This window comes from Mesorhizobium alhagi CCNWXJ12-2 (assembly GCF_000236565.1).
Lineage (GTDB): Bacteria > Pseudomonadota > Alphaproteobacteria > Rhizobiales > Rhizobiaceae > Allomesorhizobium > Allomesorhizobium alhagi.
Genome location: NZ_AHAM01000061.1, coordinates 1 through 16,684, shown reverse-complemented (window position 1 = coordinate 16,684; position 16,684 = coordinate 1). Strand labels below are relative to the sequence as shown.

Here is a 16,684-nt window from a genome sequence, read left to right as displayed (position 1 = left end):
GCCCCGATCCGTTTCTGGGTGTGCCGCGCCTTCGCAAACACGCCCTAACCTCTTGAATCTCTGAATTGTCATTTTCGAAAATCGACTCCGATTTTTTCAAGCTGAAGCGCCGCGACGTCCCCCTCCAGGATTAATGCCCTCCCAGCCGGCTTAACACAGCGTTAACCATAGCTCTGTATCTATTGTTAACCATACGCTATGGCGGAGGACCCGTTCGGTCTCAGGCATGACGCCGATCCGCCGGCCGGTCAGATCGGGCATGCGCCAGCATGCCAATTCAAAGGGGATGAGTTTCGTGGCAAGCATTATGACCAACGCCTCGGCACTGACGGCACTGCAGAGCCTGAGCGCCACCAACCGCGCTATGGAAGTCACGCAGGCGCGCATTTCAACGGGCTACCGCGTCGCCGAGGCAAGCGACAACGCCGCCTACTGGTCGATCGCAACCACGATGCGCTCAGACAACGCCGCTCTCTCGACCGTGCAGGATGCCCTCGGTCTCGGCGCCTCCAAGGTCGACACCGCCTATACCGCCATGAACAAGGCGCTTTCCACCGTCGACGACATCAAGCAGAAGATCGTCGCCGCCTCGGGCGCCAGCGCGGCCGACAAGGAAAAGATCCAGACCGAAATCTCCGCGCTGCAGGTTCAGCTCAGGAGCTACGCCGATTCAGCCACGTTCAGCGGCGCCAACTGGATGTCGGTCAACTCCACTGTCGCGGCCGGACACGCGTCCGCTGGCACGCACAATGACGCAACGATCGTTTCGTCGTTCAACCGCGACGCGTCCGGCGCAGTCACGCTGGGCACGATCGCCATCGATGTTCAGAGCATCAAGCTCTACGACGCAGCCGCCGTGACCAACGAGACTATGGGCATCCTCGAGGGCATCCGGCTGGGCACCACGGGCCTGCGCGACGACGCTGCTGTGACGCCGGCAGCCAATGCAGCCATCGGCGCGACAGACGGTTATGCGATTTCAACCCTCTCGGTGACCGGCTACAGCGACGCCCAGATCGCTCAGATGCTGAAGGTCGTGGACATCGCCCTTGGCGAACTGACCACCGCAGCAACCCAGCTTGGCTCGGCCAAGAAGCAGATCGACCTGCAGAAGCAGTTCACCACCAGCCTGATGGACTCGATCGATCGCGGCGTCGGCCAGCTCGTCGATGCCGACATGAACAAGGAATCGACCCGCCTCCAGGCGCTGCAGGTGCAACAGCAACTCGGCATCCAGTCCCTGTCGATCGCCAACAGCAATTCGCAGAGCATCCTGGCGCTGTTCCAGAACTGACGCCGGCAAGCCACGGGATTTTATTTCGAAACCGGGCCGCGCTCCTTCGGGACCGCGGCCCGGTTTCATTTTCGCACAAGCTTCGAAGTCTAGTGTTTCTGTGGACCATCATGCGGGAGCGCTCGATCCGTGCCGGAGCAGATCCAGAACATCATCACGAACCTGCAGAGCTTCGGCCCGCGCCGGCTGTCGATCATGGCCGGCGTCGCCGCGCTCGTTCTTGCCATCATCGGCGTCGCATCCGTCTATTTGAACCGCCCCGCCTACGAGACGCTCTATGTGGGGCTGGAGCGCTCCGACGTGAACCAGATCGGACTGGTGCTCGGAGAGGCCGGCATCGGCTTCGACGTCGCCGCGGACGGCACGACCGTGCTGGTCCCGTCCGGCAATACGGCCGCGGCGCGAATGCTGCTCGCCGAAAAAGGCCTGCCGACCAGCGCCAATGCCGGCTACGAGCTGTTCGACAATGTCGGCTCGCTCGGCCTCACCTCCTTCATGCAGCAGGTGACCCGCGTGCGCGCGCTGGAAGGCGAGATCGCCCGCACCATCCAATCGATCAACGGCATCAAGGCGGCGCGCGTCCATCTGGTCATGTCCGAGCGCGCCAATTTCCGCCGCGACGAGCAGCAGCCTTCGGCCTCGGTCGTCATCCGCGCCTCGGGCATCGACGCGGTGAAGAGCGCCATGTCGATCCGCTATCTGGTCGCCGCCGCGGTTCCCGGCCTTGACGCCGGCAAGGTCACGGTCCTGGATTCCTCCGGCACGCTGCTTGCCGCCGGCGACGACCCCGCCAACACCAGCGCCAGCCGTTCCTTCGGCGTCGAGCGCACGGTCGAGAGCGAGATCGAGGAAAACATCCGCCGCGCGCTGACCCCCTATCTCGGCCCGGAAAATTTCCGCGCCAGCGTCAGGGCCGAGGTCAACACCGACACCAGGCAGACGGAGGAGACCATCTTCGATCCGGAATCGCGCGTCGAGCGCTCGGTCCAGATCGTGCGCGCCAACGAGAACGCGAACCGCCAGTCCGCTGCGGCGCCCGCAACCGTCGAGCAGAACCTGCCCGAGGCCGTGGATGAGCCGGCCGAGGGCGGCCCGCAATCCTCCGAGCAGAGCGAGCGCAAGGAGGAAACCACCAATTACGAGATGAACTCCAAGCGCATCGCCACCGTTAGCAACGGTTATACCCTGACGAAGATGTCGATCGCCGTCGTGGTCAACCAGCAGCGGCTCGCCGCCATCCTTGGCGAAGGCGCGACGCCCGAGCAGATTGCCGCCCGTATCGAGGAGATCCGGAAGGTGGTCGCCTCGGCGACCGGCCTGAACGAGACGCGTGGTGACCTGATCAATGTTTCGGCGGTGGAGTTCATCGACGGCCTCGATGGCGTCGAGGTCGCCGAACCCGGCCTGCTCGACATGGTCGGCCAGCATGGCGGCACCATGATCAACGCCGGCGCCTTTGTCGCCGTCGTCTTCCTGGTCATCTTCTTCGGGCTGCGCCCGCTCGCAGCTTCGCTCGGCAAGCCCGCACAGGCGGCGATCGCCGGGCCGAGCTTCGAAGAGGTGCAGCGCTCGCTGCCGGTACCCGACGGCGAGCAAGCCGCCCAGACGGCGTCGGCAAGTGCCCTGCCCGGCGGCCGCGCGCAAAACCCGCTCGACGATCTTCGCCAGAAGATCCGCCCGGCGCCGCAAGAGCGGCTCGCCCGCATGGTCGATCTGAATGAGGAGCGCACGGCGCAGATCCTGCGCAAATGGGCGCATCAGGAAGCGGTCGGCTGATGGCGGCGCTGGCGCTCTTCGACGTTCTCACCGATTTCGGCAAGCGGCCGCAACGCTCAGGCGCGCCGCAACCTTCGGCCGAGCAGAGGCAGGACGCATCCCCGGCCGCGTTTGCAGCTCCCGGCGAACCGCCGCCCGACCTTTCCGAGACCATTGCTGCTGAAGTCGCCCGCGCTGAACTCGCCCTCGAACAGCGGCTTTCGCTGGCCCATGAGGCCGCGCTCGAAGCGGAGCGCCAGGCACATGCCGCCGAGATCGAGACGCTGATGCACCGCTTCGGCGAAGAGGCGGGCGGCATCATCACGGCGCGGATCGTCGAGATGGAAAGCCGCCTCGGCGAACTGACGGCCTCCGCCACCGCGCGCATACTCGGCGGATTCCTGAGCGAGGAACTCGCCAGGCGCTCGCTGGACGCGCTTGCCCGCTCGATCCGCGCCGCGATCGGCGACGCCGAAGCGGTGCGCATCCAGGTGCGCGGCCCGCAATCGCTGTTCGAGACGCTGCAGGCGGCGCTCGGCGATCGCGCCGGCAGCTTCGACTACATCGAGGCGCCCGGCCTTGACCTCACCGTGTCGATCGACGGCAATTTGTTCGAGACGCGGCTTTCGGAATGGTCCGGCGCCATGCAGGAGATATTGTCTTGAGTTCGGTGGAAATCGGCGACGTCAAGCACGAGATCGTCATCGTCCGGCGCATGCACAGCGACGACGAGGACGCGCATCACGGCGGCGTCTGGAAGATCGCCTTCGCCGATTTCATGACCGCGATGATGTGCTTCTTCCTGGTCATGTGGTTGATCAACGCATCCAACGAACAGATCCGGGCCTCCGTCGCCAGCTACTTCAATCCGGTCAAGCTGATCGACCGCAACTCCAGCCGCAAGGGGCTGGAGGACATCGGCGACGGCCCGCATTTTTCCGGCAACGCGCCCGAGACCCCGGAAGTCTCGGCCGAGAAGGCCGGCAATGGCGGCCAGGCGACGGCCGGGCAGAACGACAAGCTCCACTCCGCCAAGGAACAGGAAGAAACCGCGGCCCATTCCGACCAGAACCTCTTCGCCGATCCCTACGCCGTGCTGGCCGAAATCGCGACCAACACCGATGCGAGGCAGAACATCAGCGCCAAGGGCGACGGCGGCGTGGCGGAAGCCGGACCGGCGACCGGCGCCTCGGGCGGTGAGTCCTACCGCGATCCGTTCGCGCCGGATTTCTGGTCGCAGCAGATGGCGACACCTAACCCCGCCGAGGCGAGCGCTGAGCGGCCCGAGGCAAAAGGCGAGGCCGGGAAGGACCCCGCCGCCGAGCTGACCGCGCCGAGCGTCAACGCGCCGCTGGCGCCGGACGCCGGCGAGAACGCGGCGGCAGCACTTCGGGAGAAAGCCGAACCGGAACCCGCGCCCGCCCTGCCGAGCGAAGCCGCCGAGAAGGCGGCCGACGCGATCAGGCAGGAGCTTGCGGCGGCCTTCGAACCCGGCGACCCCTTGCTGGAAGGCATTTCGGTCACCGCGACCGACGAGGGCATCGTGATTTCAGTCACCGACCAGCTCGAATTCGGCATGTTCGAGATCGGCTCGGCCGTGCCTCGGCGCGAGCTGGTGCTGGCCATGGAAAAGATCAGCAAGGCGATCGGCGCGCAGAAGGGCTCGCTGGTCATCAGCGGCCACACCGACGGCCGTCCTTTCAAGAGCGAGGCCTATGACAATTGGCGGCTTTCGACCGCCCGCGCCCACTCCGCCTACTATATGCTGGTGCGCGGCGGGCTGGACGAGCGGCGGGTGACGGAAGTCGCCGGCTATGCCGACCGCAAGCTTAAAGAGCCGGCCGAGCCCTTGGCTGCCGCCAACCGCCGCATCGAGATCCTGCTGAAAGGCAGCGAATGAGGCTGGCTGCCGCAGTCGGCGTCGTCGGGCTGGCGCTCGTTGCGGGCCTGCCGCCCGCAATCGCGCATGCTGCGGGCGGCGGCCTGCAGCCTTTTCAGATGGTGCGTTCGCTTCAGCTCGTGCAGGACCGCATTGCCAGCGGCGACCATGCCGCCCTGCCCATGCAGCGCAAGCTGCTTGAGATGATCGACGCGAAGCTGCGCCAAGGCGACAGCGAAGAACTCGGCGAGCCGCGCAATTTCCGGGCGATGCTGGTCTACGCCATGAGCGGCGGTAACCCGACGACCATCGAGGCCGCCATGGCGCGCCTCGACATCGACTCCGAAAACAGAGGTATCGGCGCTGGCATACTGAACTATCTGACCGGCCGGCCAAAGGAGGCGCAAACGGCGCTGGCGGCCGTCGACCCGATGCTGGCCCCGCCGGAGCTCGGCGCCTTCCTGGCGCTGGTCAAGGGCTCGCTCATCGCGCTCGAACAGCCCAGGTCGGCGCTGACTTTGTTCGATCAGGCCCGGCTGCTCGGGCCGGGAACACTGGTCGAGGAGGCAGCGCTGCGCCGCATCGTCGATATTTGCGGCACGATGGGCGACGCCGCGTGTTTCGTGGCCGCCTCGTCGCAATATGTCAGGAATTATCTCCGGTCGCCCTATGCCAGCCAGTTCGCGGATTCCTTCGTGTCCGGCATCGTCGCGCTCAATGCGCCGCTCGGGCTCGACCGGATCGAGAAGATCGTGGCCATGATGGATGCCGAGCAGCAGCAGGTTATCTACCTGCGCGTCGCGCGCCGCGCAGCAATTGACGGGCTGACGGAGCTTTCGGCTTTCGCCTCGGAAAAGGCAAAGCGCAAGGCCATTGGTCCCAGGCAGGAGGAAGACCCGCGCGCCTTGCTCTATTCCAGCCTGGCGTCTGTAACCTCGGATTCGATCGAGGAGGTGCAGGCCAAGATCGACAGGATAGACCGGTCCAAATTGTCCGATAGCGACCGCAGGCTGCTCGACGCCGTGCGCGCGGTCGCGGCCGAAGTCACCGCCGAGCCGCCCGTGCCCAATCCCAGCGCGGCCGCGTCGCCGGCAGGCGAAGCTGCAAAGCCGGCCGTTGCGCCTGTCGCGGGGGCCGATCCCGCCCGCGCTGGTGGGGTTTTGGTCGCGGCGCCGCGTGAGAGCCCAGTCATCGAAACCGCCAAGGCCGACGAAACGACCGATCCCGCCACGGCCCTCGTCGCCGAAACGCGCAAGAAACTCGACGCAATCGACAAACTTCTCGGAGAAGCAGCCAAATGACCACCAGCGTCAAGCAAGCCTGGGCGGCGCTGTTGCCGGATCGGGCGAAAGCCGACGCGCCGCGCCAGAACGGCCAGGGCGGCGAAACCGGCTTCGCCGAGGCGGTGAAGTTCGGCGCATCCGGCAAACAGGCGCGCCCTTCCACCACGAACGCGTCCGGCGATATGCGGCATCGCTGGAATATCGAGCTCAACCTCGCGGACCGGGCCGCTGGCGAACCGCATGCAGCCGGAGCAAACGACGCGCGCCGTCAATGGGAACTCCCGGTCGGCCTCCCCGGCCTTGGGGAAGACGGCACTGCCGATGATGTCGGGGGCCTCAACGCCGGACAAACGGATCAGACGGTTCCAGATGAGAGCGCCGAGAACGCATCGGGAGCGATGCCGGCCGCATTCCGGCCGCCGCTTCCGCCAATGATTTTGCGGGGCGGCTTTGGCCGGCCTGAGGCCGGCGCGGTATCCGAAAGCGAACTCGCCTCATCGACCGCAAATGCTTCCTTGCAGGCAGACACCGCACCGCCGCCGTCCGGCGGACCTACCAAGACGGACGCCACACTGGCCAAAGCCGCGGTGGTCACGCCGCCGGCTGTAGCAGCCGCGGCGCTTGCCGTGCCACAGCAAGGCAACACAAAAGCCGCTTCCGCCGAAACCAACAGCACGGGTGGCGAATCCAAACCTGTACCAGCCTCGCTCGGCGAACTCGCCATCAAGCCACCGGCTGGGGCTCAGTCCGGCGCCGCCTCCACCAGCGAGACCATCAGGCCGGTCGCTGCCGTATCGGCTGAACGCCCGAACAGCACCATCGCCCGTGATTCGCTGCGCGAAAATGCTCCCGACGCGCCTGGCCAGGCAGCCCGCGTCACCGTCCTTGCCCAGCAAAACGTCCCCGCGCCCGCTACACCCTTTCCGGGTCTGACGGCCACGCCACTGCTGACCGCCATCGCGGCTGACGGGTCGTGGCGCGAACTCGCCGCTGCCGCTGATTCGCGTGGTCTGCCGGCGCAAAACGCCGTCGCTTCGACGCATTCGCTCAAGGTGCAACTGCACCCGGCCGAGCTTGGAACGGTCACCGCCACCCTGCGCATTGCCGGCGAGCAACTGACGGTCGAACTGCAGGTGGAATCCGTCGAAGCGCAGCAGCGGCTGAGCGCCGACACGGAGACGATCGTCAAGTCGCTGCGCGCGCTCGGATTGGAGGTCGACCGCGTCACCATCCAGCAATCAACGGTTGTGCAAACGCTGAATGCCAGAGCCGATGCGAATGCAGGCCAGAACGGTCAGCCAGCCCCCGATCGTCAATCTTTCAACGCGGCGAATTCCGGCGGCGGCAACGGCCAGACCGGCGGCCAGCACTCCGGAAGGGACACCTTGAATGGCGCGCAAGCTTCCCAGAACACCACTCCTGGCAGCGTGGATCGTGCTGGCGGCGGCCTTTATATCTAGCGCGGCAAGCATCTCGCCAGCGGCCGCCCAGAACCCCTGCGAACCCGAGATCCTGCGCGCAGCCGACCGCTACGGCGTACCCGCCGGCATTCTCTATGCCGTCGGCCTGACGGAGACCGGGCGAAAAGGCAGCCTTCAGCCTAACGCATTGAACATAGAAGGAAAAGCTGTCTTTCCTTCCAGCACCGAGCAAGCCGTTGCGACTTTCGAAAGCGCGCGCCGGGGCGGCGCCAAGCTGATCGATCTTGGCTGCATGCAGATCAACCATCACTATCATTCGGAGAATTTCCGCAGCGTCGAAGAGATGCTCGAACCGCGCCGCAACGTCGACTATGCAGCCCGCTTTCTGGCGCAGTTGCATGCCCGCCACCAGACCTGGTCGATGGCGGTTGCGCGCTATCACGCCGGCCCTGACAACGACCCGGCGCAGAAGCGCTACGTCTGCCGCGTCATCGCCAACATGGTCGCGACCGGCTTTGGAAAGTGGACTGAAAACGCCAGAAATTTCTGCAACCCGTGACTGAATTCCGAGCTTCGCCGGCGACAATGACGTGTAGGTTGCCTGCCACGATCGGCGCAACCTCCGACTGCGCCAGACTCCCAAGAAACTAGCTACAAGAAATGACGGTTGTTCAGGAATAACGTCAACCGCTACCCCTTTCCTCACTGAAATTGCAGATGATTCGGAGGGCGGGCCGATGATCGTTATCGTGGACGAGCGAAAGCTCGTCACTGAGGGATACAACTCACTTTTCGACCGAGAAGGCGTCGCAAGCGCAGGCTTTGCTTCGGGCGAATTCGACGAGTGGGTCGAAAGCGCGGCCGATGAGGACGTCAAATCAGTCAGGGCGTTTCTGATCGGAGATTGTGGCGAAGATGCGGTCTCGCCGCGAAAAATTCGTGGCAGAACTTGGGCTCCCGTCATCGCGCTCAGCGAGCACCATTCGCTCGAAAACACGCTCAGGCTTTTCGAATCCGGTGTCGACGACGTCATCCGCAAGCCGGTCCACATTCGTGAGATCCTGGCGCGCATCTCGGCGATCAGCCGCCGCGCGCAGGAGGAAACGAGCTTCACGGAAATCGGCGCGATGCGCATTTTCCTCGATGGCCGCGACCCCGAGATCGAGGGTCAGTCGCTGCCGCTGCCGCGCCGCGAGCGCCGCATTCTCGAATATCTGGCGAGCAATCGCGGACGCCGCGTCACCAAGACCCAGGTGTTCAATGCCATCTACGGCATCTTCGACGAAGAGGTCGAGGAGAACGTCGTCGAGAGCCACATCAGCAAGCTGCGCAAGAAGTTGCGCGAGAAGCTCGGCTTCGATCCGATCGATTCGAAGCGCTTTCTCGGCTACCGGCTGGTCGGCTGATGCCGGTTCCAGCCGCGGTCCTGCGCCGCGCCAGCCTCGCGCAAGTCATAGGCGTTAGCCTCATGACCTGCGGCCCGGAAATCGAGGAGATGGTTCGATGAGCCTTTACGGAATGATGCGCACTGGCGTTTCGGGCATGAACGCCCAAGCCAACCGGCTGTCCGCCGTCGCCGACAACATCGCCAATTCAAGCACCACCGGCTACAAGCGCGCCTCCATCGAATTCGCGTCGCTGGTTTTGCCGAGCACCAACGGCAACTACGCTTCGGGCGGCGTCACCACCTCGATACGCAATTCGATCAGCCAGCAGGGCGACCTGAAATTCACCACGTCGGGCAGCGATCTGGCGATCAACGGCAGCGGCTTCTTCGTGGTCCAGGGCCCCGGCGGCACGCCGGTGCTGACCAGGGCCGGCTCCTTCGTTCCCGACGGCGAAGGCCGTCTCGTCAACGCCGCCGGCTACCAGCTCCTCGGCTACAGCTTCGCCAATGGCGTGCCTAGTGCTGCCGCCAACGGCTTCGGCGGGCTGGAACCAGTGACACTCGTGCAGAACGAACTTGTCGCCACCCCGACCACCACCGGCGTCTTCACCGCCAACCTGCCGGCCGGCGCCGACATTGTTCCGGCCGCTGACCTGCCCTCGGCAAATGCGGCGACCGCGACCTATTCAGCCAAGTCCTCGCTGATGACCTACGACAGTCTCGGCGGCGAGGTTCTGCTCGACGTCTATTTCACCAAGACTGGCGCAAACACCTGGGAAGTCGCGGTCTACGATCAGGCGAACGCCGCCCCCAACACCTCGTTCCCCTACACCGCGCCAGCGTTGCTGGCGACCCAGACACTGACCTTTGACGCCACGGACGGCAAGCTGACCGGCGCCACGGACATCACCATTCCTATCCCTCCTCTCCCCCCTACCCCCGGCGGATCGTCGCTCGACCTCGACCTCGCCAAGACCACGCAACTGGCAGAGACCTACACGCTGCTCGACGCCAAGGTGAACGGCAACGCGCCGAGCGCTATCGACGGCATCGAGATCAGCCAGGACGGCACGGTCTTTGCGAATTACGAGAACGGTTCGTCGCGCGCTCTCTACCGCATCCCGATCGCCAATGTCGCCAGCCCCGACCAGCTCCTGGTCATGCCGGGCAACGTTTTCACCGAAAGCCCCGAATCCGGCGCGGTGCAGATCGGATTTGCCAACGAAGCCGGGCGCGGCAGCGTCATGTCGGGCGCACTGGAGAATTCCAACGTCGACATCGCCGAGGAACTGACCAGCATGATCGAGTCGCAGCGCAGCTACACCGCCAACTCGAAAGTGTTCCAGACCGGCGCCGACCTCATGGACATCCTGGTGAACCTGAAGAGGTAAGCCGCAAGGCGAGAGCCTGATTGAGATAAAGCATGTCGCTGTCTTCCGCACTGAGCATCGCACAATCGTCAATTCTGAATACCGGGCGTCAGACCAGCGTCGTTTCCCGCAATGTTCTGGAGAGCCAGAACCCCGACTACGCACGCCGCTCGGCCGTGGTGTCGAGCTCGGCTCCAGGCGCCCGCGTCGTCGAGATCCACCGCGCGACCAACGAGCAGCTGTTTCGCCATAACCTTTCGGCGCAGTCCGCCTGGAGCGGCCAGGGCACGCTCTATTATGGCATGCAGCAGCTCGGCCTGGCGGTGAACGGGGTCGACAACGCCACGTCGCCGGCCAACGCCATCGGCGAATTGCAAAAGGCGCTGCAGCTCTATTCGGCCTCGCCGTCAAACGGCAATCTCGCCGCCAACGCGGTCAACGCCGCCCGCCAGGTCGTGCGCGGCCTCAACGACGCCTCAACCTCGATCCAGACCTTCCGCGTCCAGACCGACCAGGAAATCGGCATTGCCGTCAACGAGCTGAACACGCTGCTCGCCGACTTCCAGGCCGCCAACAACGCCGTCATAAACGGCACTCGCGCCGGCCGCGACACCTCCGACGCGCTCGACCAACGCGACGCCATACTGAAGAAGATCGCAGACTACGTTCCTGTTTCCAGCTTCAAGCGCGGCGACAATGACATGGTGCTGATGACCATGGACGGCACGACCCTGTTCGAGGCCGTGCCGCGTACCGTCAGCTTCCAGCCGTCCACCGCCTATGCCGCGGGCATGACCGGCAATGCCGTCTATGTCGATGGCGTGCCGATCGCCACCGCCACCGGCGGCAACACCGACGCCTCGGGCAAGATCGCCGGCATGATCCAGTTGCGCGACAGCGTCGCCTCGACCATGCAGAGCCAGCTCGACGAGATCGCGCGCGGCCTCATCACCGCCTTCGCCGAGACCGACCAGACCGGCGGCGCGGCTCCCGATGCACCGGGCCTCTTCACCTGGACGGGCGCGCCGGGCATGCCACCCGCGGGAACGCTGGTCGACGGCCTCGCCGCCACCATCAGGCTCAACGCCGCGATGGACCCGAGCGCCGGCGGCAATCCGCAATTGCTGCGCGACGGCGGCGCGAACGGCGCTGCCTACGTTGCCAACGCCACCGGCGGCGCCTCCTATGCCGAGCTGCTGATCGCCTATGGCGACCGTCTCGAACAGCCCATGGCCTTCGACAACGCCGCCGGCAATGGCGCGAATTCCAGCCTGGTCAACTACTCCACCAGCGCCATCGGCTGGTTCGAGGGCCTGCGCCAGGAAGCCTTCCGCGCCGCCGAATCCAAGGAAGCGCTGGCGGTGCGCACCGCCGAGGCGCTGTCCAACGAGACCGGCGTCAATGTCGACATGGAGATGTCGCTGCTGCTCGATCTCGAACATTCCTACGAGGCCTCCGCCCGCCTGATCAAGGCGGTCGACGACATGCTGGCCTCGCTGCTGGCGGCGGTGAGGTAGCGCCATGAAGACCTCCTTCATCTCCTCCGCCGCCGTTTCGCAGGCGATGCGCTATTCGCTGGTCCGCTCGCAGGGTGACCTCGTCAAGGCGCAGAAGGAAGTCTCGACCGGCAAGGTCGCCGATGCCGGCCTGGCGCTCGGCGCTCGCACGGCTTCGTCCATCTCGTTCGCCCGCGACTTTGAGCGGCTGAACGGCATCGTCGATTCCAACGGGCTGGTCTCGTCGCGCCTGTCGGCCACGCAAAAGGCGCTCGACCAGATCACCCTGGCCGCGCAGGATTTCCTCGCCACGCTCACCTCCGCCTCGTCCGGCGACGCGCTGTCCGCCGTCACCCAGGCGAGCGGCGCCGCCACGCTCGAGGCGCTCACCGCGCTCCTGAACAGCAGCTTCAACGGCGAGCACCTCTTCGCCGGCACCAACACTGACGTGAAGCCGATCGACGATTTCAACGCCGCCGGCTCCACCGCCAAGGCGGCATTCGACGCGGCCTTCCTCGCCCATTTCGGCTTCGCCCAGAACGACCCGGCGGCAAACGCCATCACCAAGCCGGACATGGAGGCCTTCCTCATCTCTGTCGAGCCGCAATTCACCGGCCCCGGCTGGCAGGCCAACTGGTCGAACGCCACCGATCAGGCGATCGTCAGCCGCATCGCGCTCAACGAGACGGCGGTCACCTCGGTCAGTGCCAACAATGACGGCGTGCGCAAGCTTGCGATGGCCGCCGCCACGATCAGCGATCTCCTGTCGAGTGAGGTCAGCATTGCCGGCCAGTCGGCCGCGATCGCGCGGGCGGTCACCCTGGTCGGCGAGGCGATCGCTGATCTCGGCACCTTGCGGGCCGAGACCGGCATCACCGAAAAGCGCGTCACCGACGCCAGCCAGCGCATAAAGCTGCAGTCGGACCTGTTCGAGCGGCAGATACTCGACCTCGAAGGCGTCGATCCCTACGAAGCCTCGACACGGGTCGCCGACCTGCTCTCGCACATCGAGACCTCATACGCGCTGACCGCGCGCATACAGCAACTGAGCTTCCTGAGATTCCTGGGTTAGGGCGCGCAAAAATGTACCAATTTTCCTATGCCGACATTCAGACGGACTCGGTGGCCGACGCCAAGGACCGCGAGCGGCAGTTGCTGACCCGGTCCATCGATCTCCTGACCACGGCAAGCTCGGTCGGCGTCGATTCCATGGAGGCTATCGAGGCGCTCCACTTCACCAACCGCGTCTGGACCTCCTTCGTCGAGGATCTCGGCAACCCCGAGAACGCACTGCCCAAGGAGCTGCGCGCCAACCTCATCTCGATCGGCCTGTGGCTGCTGCGCGAGGCCGAGGAGGTCCGCCAGGGCCGCTCCGACAATTTCGAGGGGCTGATCGAGGTCTCGCAGATCATCCGGGACGGCATCCAATGAAGAACACGCTGAAGATCTCGCTGAAGCCCAACGAGAAGATCTATCTCAACGGTGCGGTCATCAGCGTCGACCGCAAGGTGACCATCGAGCTCCTGAACGACGTGCAGTTCCTGCTGCAGAACCACGTTCTCCAGCCCGGCGAGGCGTCGACGCCGCTGCGCCAGCTCTATTTCATGCTGCAGATCATGCTGATGGAGCCGGCGGGCGCAACGCAGGCCCGCGACATGTTCCGCAAATCGCTGCCGCTGCTTTTGGCAAGCTTCGACGACGCGCACATCTGCGCCACGCTGAAACAGGTCGACCGGCTGGTCGGCGAAGGCCATGTCTACGAGGCGCTGAAGGCGATCCGCGGCCTCTATCCGCTGGAAGCCCAGGCGCTCGGCTTTCCCGAGGCCGTGGCAGAGCAGCCTCGCCCGATCGCGGTTGGAGAAAACTGATGAACGTCCAGATGAACACGGCGCAGACGTCGACCGCCAATTCGACGGACCAGACCTCCAAGACGGCGGTCGACTACCAGTCCTTCCTGAAGCTGCTGGTCGCCGAGATGAAGAACCAGGATCCGACCAATCCGATGGATTCGACGCAGTATGTGGCGCAGCTCGCCGCGTTCTCGCAGGTCGAACAATCGGTGCAGATAAACACCAAGCTCGACCAGCTCTTGCAGTCCTCGACGCTGGCGCAGGCCGACGCGCTGATCGGGCGCACTGTCACCTCGGCCGACGGCAAGGTGACCGGCAAGGTTGCCGAGGTGCGGCTCCTGTCCAACGGCATCGTCGCGGTGCTGGAAGGCGGCAAGGAGATCACCATGGGCCCCGGCGTCAAGATAGCGCCCTCAGCCGACACATGAATGAAGCAGACGCCCTCGACATAGTCCAGTTCGCCATCTGGACCGTGCTGACTGCGTCGGGCCCAGCGGTCGCCGCCGCCATGCTGGTCGGCGTCGCCATCGCGCTGGTCCAGGCGCTGACGCAGATCCAGGAAATCACGCTGACCTTCGTCCCGAAGATCGTCGCCATCATGCTGGTGGTGGCGTTCACCGGACCGTTCATCGGCAGCCAGATCTCGGCCTTCACCAATGTCATCTTCGAGCGGGTGGAGACTGGGTTTTAGGGCAGTTGCCCGGCGGGCATTTCGTGCATATCGCCGCTGCGAAAGGCCGTCGCTTCCCCATCGGTGATGCCTGCGCCATTCGCGAATTTGCGCTACGGCGGCAGTCTTGCCTTCCGCCGGGTGCAGCAGGCGGTATGCTCATTGCGGAACGACTCCCTTGCCACACTCATTGACCAAATCTCGGCTGGTGAGCAATGGCAACGCGTGTTTGGAAACAGCTGTTCGAACATCGGGAGCCCGAGGAGCTCGGTTACAGGCTGCACCAACAATCGGTTCTCTCCGAGTTTGGGCAGAGCGCCCTCGAGGCCCTCACGCTCGACGCCCTGTTGAGCGAGGCGGTCCGGCTATGCGCCGAGGGCATGCGCGCGCGCTGCTCCAAGGTGCTGGAGTACTCGGCTGGTCGCGATATTCTCCTGGTCAGGGCGGGCGTGGGATGGCATCCGGGGGTAGTGGGGCATGCCACGCTGGGAACCGGCTCCGACACCCCCGCTGGCCTCGCCTTCCGCACGGGCCGTCCGGTCCTCTCCAACGATTTGGCCTCGGATCGCAGGTTTCGCGTCCCGAAGCTCCTGGTCGAGCACGGGATCAGGCGGCTGCTGAACGTGCCGGTCCCGCTCGCCAACGAACACGCGTGGGGGGTGTTGGCCGCCGACAGCCCTGACGAGGGCGCCTTCGACGAGGCCGACAGCGAGTTCATGGAGGGCATGGCGCGCCTGCTCGGGGTCGCCATCCAGGGAAGGCTCGCTCAACAAAGATTCGAGGAACAGGCCGCTCTGCTGCGGCTATCCCACGATGCGATCATTGTCTGGACGGCCGCCAATGGTGTGGAACTGTGGAGCGAGGGCGCCGCCAGCCTCTATGGGTTCACGGCCGACGAAGCCTTTGGCCGCGCACCCGCCGAACTGATCAGGCCAACCTATCCGGCGCCCTGGACCGACGTGGCGAAGGCGCTGAAGACGCAAGGCGGCTGGGAAGGTGAGATCCGGCAACGCCGCAAGGATGGCGGCGAGGTCGTCGTGCTCAGCCGCCTGCAATTGGTGGCCGGGCCGAACCGCGCGGCGCGGCTGATGGAGGTCAATCGCGATATCACCCCGCGCAAGCGCGTCGAAGAGGCTCTGCGCGCCAGCGAGCAGCAGTTTCGGACCTTGGCCGAGTCGCTACCGCAGCTTGCGTGGATGGCCGACGGCCAGGGGTGGATCTACTGGTTCAATCGCCGTTGGTTCGAATACACCGGCACGACGCTCGAGGAGATGCAGGGCTGGGGCTGGCGCAAGGTCCACCACCCCGACCATGTGGACCGGGTCGTCGAACGCATCAGCCACGCCTGGGACACGGGAGAGCCCTGGGAAGACAACTTCCCCCTGCGCGGGGCGGACGGCCGCTACAGGTGGTTCCTGTCTCGGGCGCTGCCGATGAGGGATTCGAAAGGCCGTGTGACCCGATGGTTCGGAACCAATACCGACATCACGGAGAAACAGAGGCTCGAGGATCTCCAGAAGGTGCTGATCCATGAGATCGGCCATCGGGTAAAGAACAGCTTGGCCCTGGTATCGAGCCTGCTGACACTGCAGGCCAGGAGGCTGGACGGCACGCCCCGCAAGGTGCTTGAGGACGCCTCGTCGCGCGTGCATGCGGTCGCCAGGGTACACGAGCAATTGTCGTTGCATGGGAACGCCCCGAACGTGGACCTGGGGCCGTTCATCCAGAATCTCGCAAAGGCGATAGCCTCGTCGGCGCCGCGCCACCGCACGATCGTGGAAGCCGAGCCGGCGATGGTCTCGGCCGACCTCGCCGTCCCGATGGGGCTTTTGCTCAACGAGCTGCTCACGAACGCCTACAAATACGCCTATCCGGAGGGCGCCGAAGGTGAGGTTCGGGTGGACGGAGCGCGTATCGAGGATGACCGGTATCGTCTTGAGGTGGCGGACTTCGGGCAAGGTCTCCCGCCCGGCTTCGATATCGCCAAAGCCCGTGACAGCCTCGGAACGCGTGTAATCACCAGCCTGTCGGCCCAGCTTGAGGGCGAGCTTGGCACTGACTCGGCAGGACCGGGTGCGCGGTTCATTCTGACGTTTCCTCTGAAGGCGCGGCGGGTATGAGGCACGCCCGCGCTGGCCGGGCTTGCGCCGAGCATCGCGACGCCGGCTGGATCTGGGCAGTGCCGGCATTAGGCGTTGTGAAGTTTTCTCTGACCTGACACAAAAAAACTTATCCACCCCCCTCCACACCTCCCTTATCCTCCTCGGCAGTTTCTCCCG

At 65.1% G+C, this 16,684-nt stretch carries 16 protein-coding genes; all 16 read left to right on the top strand.

What is annotated here, in order from left to right:
- The first annotated feature begins 295 nt into the window (after nucleotides 1-295).
- The 16 genes from MAXJ12_RS08805 to MAXJ12_RS34340 all read left to right on the top strand — a co-directional run bounded on the left by MAXJ12_RS08805 (nucleotide 296) and on the right by MAXJ12_RS34340 (nucleotide 16,525).
- Nucleotides 296-1,294, top strand: coding sequence for a flagellin N-terminal helical domain-containing protein (locus MAXJ12_RS08805; protein ID WP_040585484.1), 999 nt, complete (start codon nucleotides 296-298; stop codon nucleotides 1,292-1,294).
- A gap of 129 nt (nucleotides 1,295-1,423) precedes the next feature.
- The gene (gene fliF / locus MAXJ12_RS08800) at nucleotides 1,424-3,070 is read left to right on the top strand and encodes a flagellar basal-body MS-ring/collar protein FliF (RefSeq protein WP_008835470.1); all 1,647 of its coding nucleotides are present in this window, start codon (nucleotides 1,424-1,426) and stop codon (nucleotides 3,068-3,070) included.
- Nucleotides 3,070-3,714, top strand: coding sequence for a hypothetical protein (locus MAXJ12_RS08795; RefSeq protein WP_008835469.1), 645 nt, complete (start codon nucleotides 3,070-3,072; stop codon nucleotides 3,712-3,714). The genes fliF and MAXJ12_RS08795 overlap by 1 nt, the downstream gene beginning before the upstream one ends.
- Nucleotides 3,711-4,949 (top strand): MotB family protein, encoded by a 1,239-nt coding sequence (locus tag MAXJ12_RS08790; protein WP_008835468.1) that lies wholly within the window; start codon nucleotides 3,711-3,713, stop codon nucleotides 4,947-4,949. Before MAXJ12_RS08795 ends, MAXJ12_RS08790 begins: the two co-directional genes overlap by 4 nt.
- Nucleotides 4,946-6,229, top strand: a complete 1,284-nt coding sequence (locus MAXJ12_RS08785; protein WP_008835467.1) for a chemotaxis protein — start codon at nucleotides 4,946-4,948, stop codon at nucleotides 6,227-6,229. Before MAXJ12_RS08790 ends, MAXJ12_RS08785 begins: the two co-directional genes overlap by 4 nt.
- A complete protein-coding gene (fliK, locus tag MAXJ12_RS34345; protein WP_008835466.1) occupies nucleotides 6,226-7,671 on the top strand; it encodes a flagellar hook-length control protein FliK in 1,446 nt (481 codons plus the stop codon). The genes MAXJ12_RS08785 and fliK overlap by 4 nt, the downstream gene beginning before the upstream one ends.
- The gene (locus MAXJ12_RS08775) at nucleotides 7,601-8,191 is read left to right on the top strand and encodes a transglycosylase SLT domain-containing protein (RefSeq protein WP_040585481.1); all 591 of its coding nucleotides are present in this window, start codon (nucleotides 7,601-7,603) and stop codon (nucleotides 8,189-8,191) included. The genes fliK and MAXJ12_RS08775 overlap by 71 nt, the downstream gene beginning before the upstream one ends.
- A gap of 178 nt (nucleotides 8,192-8,369) precedes the next feature.
- The gene (locus tag MAXJ12_RS08770) at nucleotides 8,370-9,038 is read left to right on the top strand and encodes a response regulator transcription factor (protein WP_008835464.1); all 669 of its coding nucleotides are present in this window, start codon (nucleotides 8,370-8,372) and stop codon (nucleotides 9,036-9,038) included.
- A 97-nt stretch (nucleotides 9,039-9,135) separates the two neighbouring features.
- Complete coding sequence (locus MAXJ12_RS08765; protein ID WP_008835463.1) at nucleotides 9,136-10,410, top strand: flagellar hook protein FlgE; 1,275 nt, start codon at nucleotides 9,136-9,138, stop codon at nucleotides 10,408-10,410.
- A 32-nt stretch (nucleotides 10,411-10,442) separates the two neighbouring features.
- The gene (gene flgK / locus MAXJ12_RS08760; protein WP_008835462.1) at nucleotides 10,443-11,906 is read left to right on the top strand and encodes a flagellar hook-associated protein FlgK; all 1,464 of its coding nucleotides are present in this window, start codon (nucleotides 10,443-10,445) and stop codon (nucleotides 11,904-11,906) included.
- A 4-nt stretch (nucleotides 11,907-11,910) separates the two neighbouring features.
- Nucleotides 11,911-12,957 (top strand): flagellar hook-associated family protein, encoded by a 1,047-nt coding sequence (locus MAXJ12_RS08755; protein WP_008835461.1) that lies wholly within the window; start codon nucleotides 11,911-11,913, stop codon nucleotides 12,955-12,957.
- Between the two features lie 11 nt (nucleotides 12,958-12,968).
- Nucleotides 12,969-13,316: a flagellar biosynthesis regulator FlaF gene (flaF, locus tag MAXJ12_RS08750; RefSeq protein WP_008835460.1), complete on the top strand. Its 348-nt coding sequence runs from the start codon at nucleotides 12,969-12,971 to the stop codon at nucleotides 13,314-13,316.
- A complete protein-coding gene (flbT, locus tag MAXJ12_RS08745) occupies nucleotides 13,313-13,753 on the top strand; it encodes a flagellar biosynthesis repressor FlbT (RefSeq protein WP_008835459.1) in 441 nt (146 codons plus the stop codon). The genes flaF and flbT overlap by 4 nt, the downstream gene beginning before the upstream one ends.
- Entirely contained in the window at nucleotides 13,753-14,163 is a 411-nt protein-coding gene (gene flgD, locus MAXJ12_RS08740) for a flagellar hook assembly protein FlgD (RefSeq protein WP_008835458.1), read from the top strand. The genes flbT and flgD overlap by 1 nt, the downstream gene beginning before the upstream one ends.
- Nucleotides 14,160-14,426 carry a flagellar biosynthesis protein FliQ gene (fliQ, locus tag MAXJ12_RS08735; RefSeq protein WP_008835457.1) on the top strand — a complete coding sequence of 89 codons (267 nt, stop codon included), beginning with the start codon at nucleotides 14,160-14,162 and terminating at the stop codon, nucleotides 14,424-14,426. The genes flgD and fliQ overlap by 4 nt, the downstream gene beginning before the upstream one ends.
- 194 nt (nucleotides 14,427-14,620) lie before the next feature.
- Complete coding sequence (locus MAXJ12_RS34340; RefSeq protein WP_008835456.1) at nucleotides 14,621-16,525, top strand: PAS domain S-box protein; 1,905 nt, start codon at nucleotides 14,621-14,623, stop codon at nucleotides 16,523-16,525.
- Nucleotides 16,526-16,684 lie beyond the last annotated feature (159 nt).